General features: G+C 65.1%; 10 protein-coding genes. All 10 read left to right on the top strand.

The window, feature by feature from the left end:
• Positions 1 to 19 precede the first annotated feature (19 nt).
• The 10 genes from hisI to O1A05_RS11295 all read left to right on the top strand — a co-directional run bounded on the left by hisI (position 20) and on the right by O1A05_RS11295 (position 13,312).
• Positions 20 to 370 carry a phosphoribosyl-AMP cyclohydrolase gene (gene hisI, locus O1A05_RS11340; protein ID WP_270105317.1) on the top strand — a complete coding sequence of 117 codons (351 nt, stop codon included), beginning with the start codon at positions 20 to 22 and terminating at the stop codon, positions 368 to 370.
• A complete protein-coding gene (locus O1A05_RS11335; RefSeq protein ID WP_270105316.1) occupies positions 363 to 1,949 on the top strand; it encodes an anthranilate synthase component I in 1,587 nt (528 codons plus the stop codon). The genes hisI and O1A05_RS11335 overlap by 8 nt, the downstream gene beginning before the upstream one ends.
• Positions 1,946 to 2,644, top strand: coding sequence for a Trp biosynthesis-associated membrane protein (locus tag O1A05_RS11330; RefSeq protein WP_270105315.1), 699 nt, complete (start codon positions 1,946 to 1,948; stop codon positions 2,642 to 2,644). The genes O1A05_RS11335 and O1A05_RS11330 overlap by 4 nt, the downstream gene beginning before the upstream one ends.
• 105 nt (positions 2,645 to 2,749) lie before the next feature.
• A complete protein-coding gene (locus O1A05_RS11325; protein WP_270105314.1) occupies positions 2,750 to 3,043 on the top strand; it encodes an HGxxPAAW family protein in 294 nt (97 codons plus the stop codon).
• Positions 3,043 to 3,864, top strand: a complete 822-nt coding sequence (trpC, locus tag O1A05_RS11320) for an indole-3-glycerol phosphate synthase TrpC (RefSeq protein ID WP_270105313.1) — start codon at positions 3,043 to 3,045, stop codon at positions 3,862 to 3,864. Before O1A05_RS11325 ends, trpC begins: the two co-directional genes overlap by 1 nt.
• Positions 3,865 to 3,922: 58 nt before the next feature.
• Complete coding sequence (trpB, locus tag O1A05_RS11315) at positions 3,923 to 5,266, top strand: tryptophan synthase subunit beta (RefSeq protein WP_270105312.1); 1,344 nt, start codon at positions 3,923 to 3,925, stop codon at positions 5,264 to 5,266.
• Entirely contained in the window at positions 5,266 to 6,078 is an 813-nt protein-coding gene (trpA, locus tag O1A05_RS11310; protein WP_270105310.1) for a tryptophan synthase subunit alpha, read from the top strand. The genes trpB and trpA overlap by 1 nt, the downstream gene beginning before the upstream one ends.
• Before the next feature lie 2 nt (positions 6,079 to 6,080).
• Positions 6,081 to 7,088, top strand: coding sequence for a prolipoprotein diacylglyceryl transferase (gene lgt, locus O1A05_RS11305; RefSeq protein WP_270105309.1), 1,008 nt, complete (start codon positions 6,081 to 6,083; stop codon positions 7,086 to 7,088).
• Between the two features lie 148 nt (positions 7,089 to 7,236).
• On the top strand, positions 7,237 to 11,853 hold the full coding sequence (gene gltB / locus O1A05_RS11300; protein WP_270105308.1) for a glutamate synthase large subunit: 4,617 nt from the start codon (positions 7,237 to 7,239) through the stop codon (positions 11,851 to 11,853).
• On the top strand, positions 11,846 to 13,312 hold the full coding sequence (locus tag O1A05_RS11295) for a glutamate synthase subunit beta (protein ID WP_270105306.1): 1,467 nt from the start codon (positions 11,846 to 11,848) through the stop codon (positions 13,310 to 13,312). Before gltB ends, O1A05_RS11295 begins: the two co-directional genes overlap by 8 nt.
• Positions 13,313 to 13,348: the final 36 nt, after the last annotated feature.

Genomic DNA, 13,348 nt, shown 5'->3' with positions numbered 1-13,348 from the left:
CCCCTAGACTAGAGAGATCATGACAACACCTACGCTCGATCCGGCCATCGCCGAACGCCTCAAGCGCAACGACGCCGGACTGATTGCCGCCATTGCCCAGCAGCACGACACCGGGGAGGTGCTGATGCTCGGTTGGATGGACGATGAGGCGCTACGCCGTACCCTGGCCACCGGACGAGCGACGTACTATTCCAGGTCGCGGCAGGAATACTGGCGCAAGGGCGATACGTCGGGACACATCCAGGAAGTTCTCTCAGTGTCGCTGGATTGCGATGGCGACGCGCTGTTAGTGCAGGTGAATCAGCATGGTCCGGCCTGCCACACCGGCACCCGCACCTGCTTTACCGGGCGGGAGCTGCCCCATGCGTGATCTCGGAAACGTACACCCCCACCGCGGAGAGTTCCAGGCCCTGTCGAACCAACACACAGTGATTCCGGTCACGATGACAGTGTTGGCAGATGCGATCACCCCGGTCGGGCTCTACCGGCGTCTGGCCAACGACCGCCCTGGCACTTTCCTGATGGAATCCGCTGCCCAGGGTGGCGTCTGGTCGCGCTACTCCTTCGTCGGGGCCGGCAGCGCGGCCACCCTGACCGAGCTCGACGGCGAAACGGTCTGGCAGGGCACGCCCCCGGCGGGAGTGCCCATCGAGGGCGACCCGCTGGATGTCCTCGACGCCACGCTACGCTTCCTGGCCTCGGATGCCCGCAACGCCGTCGCCCCGGACCTGCCCAACCTCGTGTCGGGTCTGGCCGGGTACCTGGGCTGGGAGACCATCCGGCACTGGGAGAAGCTGCCCGAACCGCCGCCCCAAGACGTGAACCTGCCGCTGCTGGCCATGAACCTGATCACCGACCTGGCTATTCACGATCAGGTCGACGGCACAGTCACCCTCGTCGCCAATGCGATCAATCTCAACGGGCTGGAATCCGGGGCCGAACAGGCTTATGACGATGCGGTGGCTCGGCTACACTCGATGGCGCAACAGCTCGCCCGAGGTGCGGATGACCCGGTCTCGGTGGCCCCTGTCGGTTGGCTTGACGTCGACGTGACTTCCCGAGTGCACGACTCCTGGACCAAACAGAGCTTCCTGGACGCTCTGGATGATGCGCATCAGGCGATTGTCGACGGCGAGATCTTCCAGATCGTGCTCTCCCGCCGCTTCTCGACTGAGACGGAGGCTTCCGGACTCGATGTCTACCGGGTGCTGCGGGCCATGAACCCGAGCCCCTACATGTATCTGTTCACGTTCGACCGCCCGGATGGTTCCGGCACCTTCCAAATTGTCGGGTCTTCCCCGGAAGCCCTGGTCACCGTGAATAACGGACACGTCGTCACCCACCCGATTGCCGGCTCGCGTCCCCGTGGCGCGAGCGTGGAAGACGACCGGCTACATGAGAAGGACCTGTTGCACGACGACAAGGAGCGCGCCGAACACCTGATGCTCGTCGACCTCTCCCGCAATGACCTCTCCAAGGTCTGCACTCCGGGGACCGTACGCGTCACCCAGTTCATGGAAGTGGAACGGTTCAGCCACATCATGCACCTGGTCTCCCACGTGGAGGGCACCATGGAGTCCGGGCGTACCGCACTGGATGTGCTCGGGGCGACCTTCCCAGCCGGCACGCTTTCCGGAGCGCCAAAGCCGCGCGCCCTGCAGTTGCTGGAGCAGTGGGAACCGCAGCAGCGCGGGGCCTATGCTGGGGTGATCGGATACTTCGATCTGGCCGGCAATATGGACATGGCCATCAATATCCGTTCTGCCACGCTCATGGACGGCGTCGCCTATGTTCAGGCCGGTGCTGGTATCGTGGCCGATTCCGACCCGGAAGCAGAGGCCGCCGAAACCGTGGCCAAAGCCAGCGCTCCCTTACGAGCCGTAGTGGCGGCGTCCAGGCTGACCAGTCTGGACAGCACCGGACAGTCATCATCCTCAGGAGACGCGTGAACCCGACGAACGAGACCACTTCGGTCCCGGACACCCAGCCGACGCCGAAGATCACCCGAGGGCGCGCCGTGCTCGTGGTGCTGATCGCCGGTGCGATGGCGTTGCTGGCCTCCACTCAGGTGTGGCTGGTCGCCACCGACATCGAAGCACTACCCGACACCGCGGTGGAATCCACCGGCCAGCAAGCGGCCGGTGCGGTGACTGCCATGGCGCTGGTGGCCATGGCCGGTGGCGTTGCACTGTCGATTGCCGGGCGGATCGCCCGCGTTATCATCGGGGTCTTATTGGCCGCCTCGGCTACATTACTGGCGGCTTCCACCCTCGGCGTCGTCATGAACCCCGTGAACGCAGCGCAACCGCGGGTGGCGGAACTTTCCGGGCTGACCGACCCGGCGGGACAGGTCACCATGACCTGGGCTCCGTGGCTGGCGCTCCTCGCATCGTTGTTGATGCTGCTCGCCGCCGTCATCGTGATCATCAGCGGGCGCCACTGGCAGACCACCCGCAAGTACGACTACGACACGGCGGCCCCCGCAGAGGAGGACTCGGAGAGCGACACAGACACCGTGTTACGCCCCGAGGCGGTTACCACCCCGTCCCGTCAGGACCGTCCCGACGCCGCGCGACGCGCCCAATCCCGGGTGGAGGAGATCGACGCGTGGGACGAACTGTCACAGGGCAAAGATCCCACGTGATCTTCCCGCTTCTCAGCGGGGTTCATGGCAGAATGGAAGCAGATCGCACTCGCATACGGTCGGCCGCGGCGCCGGGCCAGAGGTACTGAAGGAAAAGGAAGTTCGATGACGACGCAGGAATCTGTGCACACCGACCAGGTCACCATCACCGAGGACGGCCGGGTGCTGAACGACCCCACCCACTCCGAACCGATCGGCCACGGCAATTCGCCGGCCGCCTGGTCCATGGTGTTCTTGGTGCTCGCCGGCGTGCTCGTTGCCGGTGTGGGCATGCTGATGTGGAACATGGTGATCGTCGGTATCGGCGCCGCCATCGCCGTCGGTGGTGTCGTGCTCGCGTTCGTGCTGCGCCAGCTGGGTTACGGCGTCGGCGGTTCGAAGACGAAGTCTCACCACTGATGACCACAGGATCCCTGAGCGGCACCGTCCTCGACAGTATCGTTGAGGGGGTCCGTGAAGACCTGGCCGATCGCCGTCGCTCCCTGCCTTTGACCGAGGTGCAGCGCGCGGCTTCGGAGGCAATCCCGGCTCTGGATGCCCACGCCGCCCTGCAGGGTGGCCGGGATGACACATCCGGAGTGCGCATCATCGCCGAGGTCAAGCGTTCCAGCCCCTCGGCCGGAGCCCTGGCCGAGATCAGCTCACCGGCGGATCTGGCACGGTCTTACCAAGCGGGAGGCGCTGCAGCGATTTCCGTGCTGACCGAGCAGCGCCGATTCGGCGGTTCGCTAGCCGACCTTGACGCCGTCCGTGCGGCCGTCTCCATCCCGGTGCTCCGTAAAGACTTCATGGTCGATGAGTACCAGTTCCACGAAGCCCGCGCCCACGGTGCCGATCTCGTGCTGCTCATCGTCGCCGCTCTGGATGACGCCCAACTGCGTGATTTCCTCGCGCTGAGCCACGAGCTCGGCATGAACGCCCTGGTGGAAACCCACACCGTGGAGGAAATCGAACGGGCCATGGCCGTGGGCGCCCGCATCGTCGGTGTCAACGTGCGTAATCTCAAGACCCTCGACGTCGACGTCGACCACTACTCCGTACTGGCACCCCACCTGGATGATTCCGTGGTGCGGATCGCCGAATCCGGTGTGCGTTCGAAACGCGAGGTGGCCGATTATGCCGCCCGGGGCGCCGACGCCGTGCTGGTGGGGGAAGCCCTGGTCAAACACGGCGACGCCACCGCAGCCATCCGGGATTTCCGGGCCGCCTCGCGCCCCTGAACCCCGGACCCCTCCACCGGCCGGAGCTGATCCGGTCGCCCCAAGCAAGGGAAGTGACATGACAGATTCTCGCGACCACCGTCCAGCAGGGTCCCTCGACCACGAGGGCACCTATCGCCATGCCGAGGGTCCGTACTTTGGCCCCTACGGCGGACGATGGATGCCGGAATCGCTGATCGCCGCCCTCGAGGAAGTGGAGCGGACCTTCAACGAGGCCCGTCAGGACCCGGAATTCAACGCGGAGCTGAACGCACTGTTTACCTCCTATGTGAACCGGCCGTCGCTCCTCACTGAAGTGCCGCGCTTCGCCGCTGACAGCCCCGGGGTTCGGATCTTCCTCAAGCGCGAAGACCTTAACCACACCGGCTCCCACAAGATCAACAATGTGATCGGTCAGGCGCTGATCGCCCGGCGCATGGGCAAAACCCGTTTGATCGCCGAGACCGGTGCTGGCCAGCATGGTGTGGCTACCGCGACGGCGGCCGCTTTGTTTGGTATGGAATGCACCGTGTACATGGGCGAGGAAGACACGCGCCGCCAGGCGCTGAACGTGGCGCGCATGGAGATGCTCGGCGCCACCGTGGTGCCGGTGACGTTCGGAGCGCGCACTTTGAAGGATGCCATCAACGAGGCCCTGCGGGATTGGGTCGCCTCTGTGGATACCACCCACTACCTGCTCGGCACCGTCACCGGGCCGCACCCGTTCCCCGCTATGGTGCGCTATTTCCACCAGGCCATTGGCGACGAGGCGCGGGCTCAGATCCTGGAGCAGACCGGACGCCTGCCCGACGCCATCGCCGCTTGTGTGGGTGGCGGTTCCAACGCCATCGGACTCTTCCATGGGTTCTTGGACGACGCCGAGGTAGAGATTTTCGGTTTCGAAGCCGGCGGTGACGGCATGGACACCGGACGCCATGCCGCCCCGATCACGCAGGGGCGCACCGGAGTGTTGCATGGGGCCCGCACCTACCTGATGCAGGACGAGGACGGCCAGACCGTCGACTCCCATTCCATCTCCGCGGGCCTGGACTATCCAGGGGTGGGCCCCGAACATGCCTTCCTGCACGACACCGGCCGCGCCCAGTACGAGCCGATCAACGACGTCGAATGTATGGATGCCTTCCGGCGCCTCAGCCGCACCGAGGGCATTGTGCCAGCCATCGAGTCCTCGCATGCCCTGGCCGGTGCACTGAAGATCGCCCAGCGCTGGCACGAGGCAGGCCTGGTCTCAGAATCGACTCCAGCCGAGGAGCAGCGCACTATTATCGTCAGCCTGTCCGGCCGCGGCGATAAAGACGTGTCCACCGCAGCGAAGTATTTCGGGATGCTCCCGGACGAGACCACCCCCGACGGCGAAGACGAAGAGGCCATCGCCGCCCGCCCCGAAGGAGCACAGGACTGATGACTACTTCCACTTCACGCTGCACCGAGGCCATCGAAGCCGCCCGCGCCGCCGGGCGCACGGCCCTGATCGGTTATCTGCCCGCCGGATACCCCACGCTTCAGGACTCCATTGAGGCCGCGGTGGAGTTGGGTAACAACGGTGCCGACATCATCGAGATCGGCATCCCGTACTCCGACCCAGTGATGGACGGTCCCGTCATTCAGCACGCCACCAGCGAAGTGCTCGCCGCCGGATTCCGTGTCGACGACGTGTTTACCTTGATTTCGGCGATCACGCAGCGCACCGACGCCGTCGTCGTGGTGATGACCTACTGGAACCTGGTGGACCGGATGGGTGTGGACGTCTTCGCCCGCCGCCTCGCCGAGGCCGGGGGAGCCGGCATCGTCACCCCGGATCTGGTTCCAGAAGAGGCGGAGGAGTGGTTCGCCGCCTCCGACCGCTACGGACTCGACCGGATCTTCCTCACCGCGCCCAGCTCCACTGATGAGCGGGTCACTAAAGTGGTGGAAGCCTCCCGCGGTTTCGTGTACGCCGTCTCCGTGATGGGCGTGACCGGGGCTCGCTCCGAGGTCTCCACCGCCGCCGAACGGGTGGTGCAGCGTGCACACGACGCCGGCGCTCCGCGCGTCTGCGTCGGACTCGGCGTGTCACAAGCGGAGCACGTGCGTGAGATCGGCGCCTACGCCGACGGAGCGATTGTCGGCACCGCCCTCGTCGCCGCCCTGCGAGACCACGGACCCCGCGCGGTCGGCGAGCTCGCCGCAGAACTCGCCCGCGGTACCCACCGAACAGCAACAACCCAGAGGTGAGCATGCTCTCCACCACCGCGTCCGCCCTGCTGAACCCGGTGATAGCCGCCATTCCTGCCCCCACGATCAGCGAAATCCCCTTCTGGCCGCGGCCCATCCAGCTGTACGCGCTCTGTCTCATCACCGGTGCGGTTGCCGCGTTTATTCTGGGTAGCCGGCGCTGGAAGAACCGCGGCGGACACGAAGGTGCGATCATCGACGTCGGCATTATTGCCGTGGTGTTCGGCATCATCGGTGCCCGGCTCTACCACGTCTTTTCCTCACCGGATGCGTATTTCGGGCCCGGTTTTGACGGCACCGGGGATCCCCTCAAGATTCTCTACATCTGGAACGGTGGACTCGGTATCTGGGGCGCGATCGCGCTTGGCGCCGTGGGCGCGTGGATCGCCTGCCGGATTCACGGGATTCGGTTCTCCGCCTTCGCCGACGTGGTGGCCCCCGGCCTCCTGTTGGCTCAGGCGATCGGCCGACTCGGCAACTATTTCAATCAGGAACTCTTCGGCGGCCCCACGGAGGCTCCCTGGGGCCTGACCGTGGACCCAGATCACCCGAACTTCCCGGCGGAATTCCCCGCGGACACACTGTTCCACCCCACGTTCCTGTACGAAATGGTCTGGAGCCTCGTCGGTGTGGCTCTGCTGTTGTTGCTGGACCGCCGTTTCGCGCTGCGCCGCGGCATGATGGTCTGGCTCTATGTCGCCTGGTACACCCTGGGGCGTACCTGGATCGAGATGCTTCGTATCGACGACGCCCAACTGATCACCTTCTTCGGGATCGAACAGCGCCTGAACGTGTGGACATCGCTGGCCATGTTCCTGTTGGCTATAGGGTTCCTCGTGTACCTGTGGGTGACCCGTCCGCGGACCCCAGAGGCGCGCACCAGCGCCGACGCGATCTACGTGCCAGGTCGTGAACGCGGCCCCGAGGGCGCAGAGATCACCTCAGATACCGATACCGCTACGGATACTTCCATCGAGTCCGAGACAACGGACCAGCCCCGGCGCGGCTGAGTTGCACCGACATCATCCGGTAACATAGATTTAGCGCAGAAAATTTTTCCCGGTGCGTGGCCGGGCCCGATACTCGGGCTTGGGACGGACCGCTGGGGCCAACGGCGTCCCCTTTTGGAGAGCACAGCTCACACAGAAGGGATGCAGTATGACGGACCCCGAGAACTCTCTCAACCCGTTCACCCGCTTCGCTCAGATTCCGCCGGCTCAGGGGCTTTACGATCCCGCCACGGAAAAGGACAATTGCGGGCTAGCGATGATCGCCACCCTGCGCGGCGGACCCACCCATCAGGTCGTTGACCACGCACTGACCGCCCTGCGTGCCCTCGAGCACCGCGGTGCGGTGGGAGCGGACGAAGGCACCGGTGACGGTGCCGGCATCTTGCTGCAGATGCCGGACGGTTTCTTCCGCGCCGTCGTCGATTTCACCCTTCCCGAGCCTGGCCATTACGCCGTCGGCATCGCCTTCCTGCCCCAGGAAGAGCCGAGTTGTGCTGCCGCCGTCGCCGAACTCGAAGAACTCGCCCAGGACGAAGATCTCCAGGTGCTCGGTTGGCGTGAAGTACCCGTGGACGAAGACACGCTCGGTTCCGGTTCGCGGGCCACCAAGCCCACTCTGCGGCAGTTGTTCGTGACGATGGCGCCCGGCACCGAAGATCGAGTGGATGAATCCCCGATTGGTGCCAGCCTCAGCGCCCGGGTGTTCCGACTGCGCAAGCGGGCCCAGAACAAGCACGGGGTGTACTTCGCATCGCTGTCGACCAGCACCATCGTCTACAAGGGCATGCTCACCACCGCCCAGCTGGAGCCGTTCTACCAGGACCTCTCCGATGAGCGTTTCGCCACTCGCCTAGCGATCGTGCACTCTCGGTTCTCCACCAACACGTTCCCGTCCTGGCCGCTGGCCCAGCCGTTCCGCACGATCGCCCACAACGGTGAAATCAACACGGTGAAGGGCAACCGGAACTGGATGCGGGCCCGGCAGTCCCAGCTGCTGTCCCCGCTGTTGGGAGATGAGCCGGAGTCGCTGTTCCCGATCTGCACCCCCGGTGCCTCGGATTCCGCCTCGTTCGATGAAGTCGCCGAGCTGCTGATGCTCTCGGGCCGGCCGCTGCCGCAAGCGATCATGATGATGATCCCGGAGGCGTGGGAGAATCACGCCGCCATGGATCCGGACCGCCGGGCGTTCTACCAGTACCATTCCATGTTCATGGAACCCTGGGACGGGCCGGCCGCCGTGTCCTTCACCGACGGCGTGGTGGCCGGAGCCGTGCTCGACCGCAACGGCCTGCGGCCGGCCCGCTATTGGGAGACTCGCGACGGGCTCGTCGTGTTGGCTTCGGAAGTCGGCGTCGTGCGTATCGACCCGGCCGAGATTGTGCGCAAGGGCCGCGTGCAGCCCGGTCAGATGTTCCTCGTCGACACCGAACAGGGCCGCATCATCCCGGACGAGGAGATCAAGAACGACGTTGCCACTAGCCGGCCCTGGGCCCAGTGGGTCGAGAAGAACCTGCTGCCCTTGGAATCGCTACCCCAACGCGAGCACGTGCGCGCCTCCTCGGCGTCGGTGAAACTACGCCAGCGGACGTTCGGGTACACCACCGAAGAACTGCGCATCCTCGTGGGTCCCATGGCCCGCACGGGCGCCGAACCCCTGGGCGCCATGGGTACCGACACGCCGATTGCCGTGCTCTCGAAGCGTCCGCGGCTGCTTTTCGACTATTTCACCCAGTCCTTCGCCCAGGTCACCAACCCACCCCTGGACGCCATCCGTGAGGAACTCGTGACCTCCATGCGCACCGGCATCGGGCCCCAGGGCAACCTGTTGTCCACGGAGCAGGTGACCACCGAACAGATCAACCTCGACTTCCCGGTGCTCGACAATGTGCAGGTCGCCCGGATTCTGCACCGTCGCGACGAGCACGGTACCAAGCAGACTCTGAAGGTCCGCGGGCTGTACCGTCCCGATGGTGGGGCGGAAGAACTCCGCCGTCGGCTGCAAGAAATCTGCGAGCAAGTCTCGGCCGCCGTGAACCGCGGCGTGAAGTACGTAGTGCTCTCCGACCGCGATTCCAACGCCGCGTGGGCTCCGATCCCGTCGCTACTGTTAACCTCCGCGGTGCACCACCACCTGCTCAACTCTGCCAACCGGACCAAGACCTCCCTGCTCGTCGAGGCCGGCGACGTGCGCGAGGTCCACCACGTGGCCGTGCTGATCGGATTCGGCGCATCCGCCGTGAACCCCTATCTGGCCATGGAATCGGCTGAGGACCTGGTGCGCCGCGAGGAGATCACCGGGGTCAGCACCGAGGATGCCGTCAAGAACCTGATCAAAGCGCTCGGCAAGGGCGTGCAGAAGATCATGTCCAAAATGGGAATCTCCACGGTTTCCTCGTACTCCGGGGCGCAAACCTTTGAAGCCATGGGCTTGTCCCAGCGCCTGGTGGACCGCTACTTCACCGGCACGTACTCGCCAATGGGCGGAGTGGGCCTGGACGTGATTGCGGCTGAGGCTGCTCAGCGTCACCGGGCTGCTTATCCACTGGATGGCAACGACATCGACCCGTACCGCGAACTCGAGACCGGAGGTGAATACCAGTGGCGCCGCGAAGGTCCGCCGCATCTGTTCAACCCCGAGACCGTATTCCGGCTGCAGCACGCCACCCGCACCCGCCGCTACGACATTTTCCGTCAGTACACCGAGCTGGTAGACAACCAGGCCGCCGACCTGATGACCCTGCGCGGACTGTTGACCTTCAAATCAGGTCAGCGACCGGCGGTGCCGATCTCCGAAGTGGAACCCGTCTCCGAGATCGTGAAACGCTTCTCCACCGGGGCCATGAGCTATGGCTCGATTTCCCAGGAGGCGCACGAAACACTGGCTATCGCCATGAACCGACTCGGCGGTAAGTCGAACTCCGGTGAGGGGGGCGAAGATCCGGAGCGCCTGCTCGATCCGGAACGTCGCTCCGCTATCAAGCAGATCGCCTCCGGGCGATTCGGGGTCACCAGTTTGTACCTGGCGACGGCAGATGACCTGCAGATCAAGCTCGCCCAGGGCGCCAAGCCGGGGGAGGGCGGCCAGCTGATGGGCACCAAGGTGTATCCATGGGTGGCCAAGACCCGGCATTCCACCCCAGGGGTGACCCTGGTGTCGCCGCCGCCACACCACGATATCTACTCCATCGAGGACCTCGCGGAACTGATCTACGATCTGAAGCGCTCCAACCCGGCGTCGCGGGTTCACGTCAAGCTCGTTTCCGAGCACGGCGTGGGAACCGTGGCTGCCGGGGTCACCAAGGCCAAGGCCGACGTCGTGCTCATTTCCGGGCATGACGGCGGTACCGGCGCCTCCCCACTGAATTCGCTCAAGCACGCCGGTGCCCCGTGGGAACTCGGCCTGGCCGAAGCCCAGCAGACCCTGTTGCTCAACGGGTTGCGTGACCGGGTGACCGTGCAGGTTGATGGGCAGCTGAAAACCGGTCGTGACGTCGTGATCGCCGCTCTGCTCGGAGCCGAAGAATTCGGTTTCGCCACCGCGCCACTGGTGGTTTCAGGATGCATCATGATGCGCGTTTGCCACCTCGACACCTGCCCCGTCGGTGTGGCCACCCAGAACCCAACCCTGCGCAGTCGCTTCACCGGCAAGCCCGAATTCGTGATCAACTTCTTCGAGTTCATCGCTCAGCAGGTACGTGAATACCTGGCCGAACTCGGCTTCCGTTCCCTGGACGAAGCCATCGGTCACCTGGAAGTGCTTGACATGGACGCGGCCAAGCAACACTGGAAGTCGGAGGGACTGGACCTGGCTCCGATTTTGGAGGGGTACGACGCCGTGGCACTCACCGATCAGGGCACCGCGCTGCGCCGGGCCACCGGTCAGAACCATGAGTTGGACCAGCATTTCGACCACCAGCTGATCCACCACGCCGAACCGGCCATCGCGCACGGCACACCCACCGAGATCAGCCTCGACGTCATCAATACCGACCGGGCCGTGGGCACCATGCTCGGATACCACGTCACCTCTGCGCGCCTGGATGATGAGCTCGACGACGACGTGATCACCGTGCGGCTGCGTGGTGAGGCCGGTCAGTCGCTCGGGGCGTTCCTGCCCTCCGGGGTGACCCTACGCCTGTCGGGCGAAGCTAACGACTACGTGGGTAAGGGGCTCTCCGGCGGCCGCATCGTGGTGCATCCGGACGAATCTGCTGTGTTTGACCCGGGCGAGAACGTCGTCGCCGGTAATGTGATCGGCTACGGCGCGACTTCCGGTGAGATGTTCCTGGCCGGTCAGGTCGGGGAGCGATTCCTGGTGCGCAATTCCGGGGCCACCGCGGTGGTCGAGGGCATCGGCGACCACGGCTGCGAGTACATGACCGGGGGCACCGCGCTGATCCTGGGACCCACCGGACGTAACTTTGGCGCAGGCTTCTCCGGAGGCACCGCCTATGTCTTGGACTTCAAGCGGGAGCTGCTGAACCCGCTGGCGGTGTCCACCGGTGAACTGCTCGTCATCGACCACCTCGACTCCGACGACGTCGAACGGGTCACCGACCTGCTCACCCGCTACGCCGCCGAAACCACATCACAGCTGGCGCCGCGGCTACTCGCGGATCTCTCCGGCACCCTGAACCGCATCACCAAGCTGCTGCCCCGCGACTTCGCCGCCGTGTTGGAGGCACGTGACCATGCGATGGCGGAAGGGCTTGACCCCAACGGCGACGCCGTCTGGAACCGAATCTTGGAGGCTACTCATGGCTGATCCCCGCGGATTTTTGAAAATCACCGAACGTCAGGACCGTCCCTCGCGTCCCGTCCCAGTACGGATTATGGACTTCAAGGACGTCCACGTCCGGCCCAACGAGGCGACCGTGAAAACCCAAGCAGGGCGGTGCATGGACTGCGGCATCCCGTTCTGCCACACCGGCTGCCCGTTGGGGAACCTGATCCCCGAGTGGAACGACTTGGTGCGCCGCGGCCAATGGGAAGAGGCCGGGGCACGGTTGCACGCCACCAACAACTTTCCGGAGGTCACCGGGCGCATCTGCCCGGCCCCCTGCGAGTCCGCCTGCGTGCTGGGCATCAACCAGCCCGCCGTCACCATCAAGCAGACCGAGGTTTCCATCGCCGACCAGATCTTCGATCAGGACTGGCTGGAACCGGTGGTCCCACACCGGCAGAATCACCACACCGTGGCCGTCGTCGGCTCCGGCCCCGCCGGTTTGGCCGCCGCCCAGCAACTGACGCGCGCCGGATTCACCGTCGTCGTCTATGAGCGCGACGACCGTATCGGGGGACTGTTGCGGTACGGGATCCCGGATTTCAAGATGGAGAAGGACATTCTCGACCGGCGCCTGGCCCAGATGGAGGCCGAAGGCACCCAGTTCCGTACCCAGGTCGAGATCGGTACCGACATCGCCTGGGACGAGCTGCGCAACCGTTACGACGCTGTCATCGTGACTACGGGTGCGCCCGTGCCGCGCGAATTGCCCATTCCGGGCCGCGGGCTCGACGGCATCCACGTCGCCATGGACTACCTGGTGCAGTCCAACCGGGTGGTCAACGGGGACACCGTTCCAGATCAGATCAGCGCGGAGGGCAAGCACGTCATCATCCTGGGTGGCGGCGACACCGGTGCGGACTGCATCGGCACCGCCCACCGTCAGGGTGCGGCCTCCGTGACCACCCTGGCCATCGGCGTCCAGCCGCCCACCGAGCGCCCGGAGCATCAGCCCTGGCCCATGGCGCCGCAGCTATTCGAGATCGCCGAATCGCATGAAGAGGGTGGGGAACGCACCTATCTGGCGTCCACCGTCGAGTTCTTAGGTGACGAGAACGGACGCGTGCGTGCGCTGAAGGTCGCCGAAACCGAGTACCTTCCCGACGGTCGACGCGTTCCCAAGGCCGGCACCGAGCGCGAGATCCGCGCCGACCTGGTGCTGCTGGCCCTGGGATTCACCGGTGTGGAGACCGAATTGCTCTCCGCACAAACCTCGGTGACGACGACGCAGCGCAACACCATTGCCCGTGCCGCTTCTTACATGACCGACCACGAAGGAATCTTCGTGGCGGGCGATGCCGGCCGTGGTGCCTCCCTGGTGGTCTGGGCCATTGCGGAGGGACGCGCCTGTGCCGCCGCGGTGGACAAGTATCTCGAGGGCTGGTCCGCGTTGCCCTCACCGATCCCGGCGAATACGCAGCCGATCGGGCTGGGGGTCTGACTCCCATCGTGAACCGGGGGCGAACATCAAAAAAAC

Source organism: Citricoccus sp. NR2, assembly GCF_027594385.1.
Taxonomy (GTDB): Bacteria; Actinomycetota; Actinomycetes; order Actinomycetales; family Micrococcaceae; genus CmP2.
This window is presented reverse-complemented; position numbering and strand designations above follow the sequence as displayed.

Coding starts and splice junctions, on each gene's coding strand:
- O1A05_RS11295 (WP_270105306.1), top strand. CDS start 11,846: ATGGCTGATCCCCGCGGATTTTTGAAAATCACCGAACGTCAGGACCGT.
- O1A05_RS11335 (WP_270105316.1), top strand. CDS start 363: ATGCGTGATCTCGGAAACGTACACCCCCACCGCGGAGAGTTCCAGGCC.
- hisI (WP_270105317.1), top strand. CDS start 20: ATGACAACACCTACGCTCGATCCGGCCATCGCCGAACGCCTCAAGCGC.
- trpB (WP_270105312.1), top strand. CDS start 3,923: ATGACAGATTCTCGCGACCACCGTCCAGCAGGGTCCCTCGACCACGAG.
- trpC (WP_270105313.1), top strand. CDS start 3,043: ATGACCACAGGATCCCTGAGCGGCACCGTCCTCGACAGTATCGTTGAG.
- gltB (WP_270105308.1), top strand. CDS start 7,237: ATGACGGACCCCGAGAACTCTCTCAACCCGTTCACCCGCTTCGCTCAG.
- lgt (WP_270105309.1), top strand. CDS start 6,081: ATGCTCTCCACCACCGCGTCCGCCCTGCTGAACCCGGTGATAGCCGCC.
- trpA (WP_270105310.1), top strand. CDS start 5,266: ATGACTACTTCCACTTCACGCTGCACCGAGGCCATCGAAGCCGCCCGC.
- O1A05_RS11325 (WP_270105314.1), top strand. CDS start 2,750: ATGACGACGCAGGAATCTGTGCACACCGACCAGGTCACCATCACCGAG.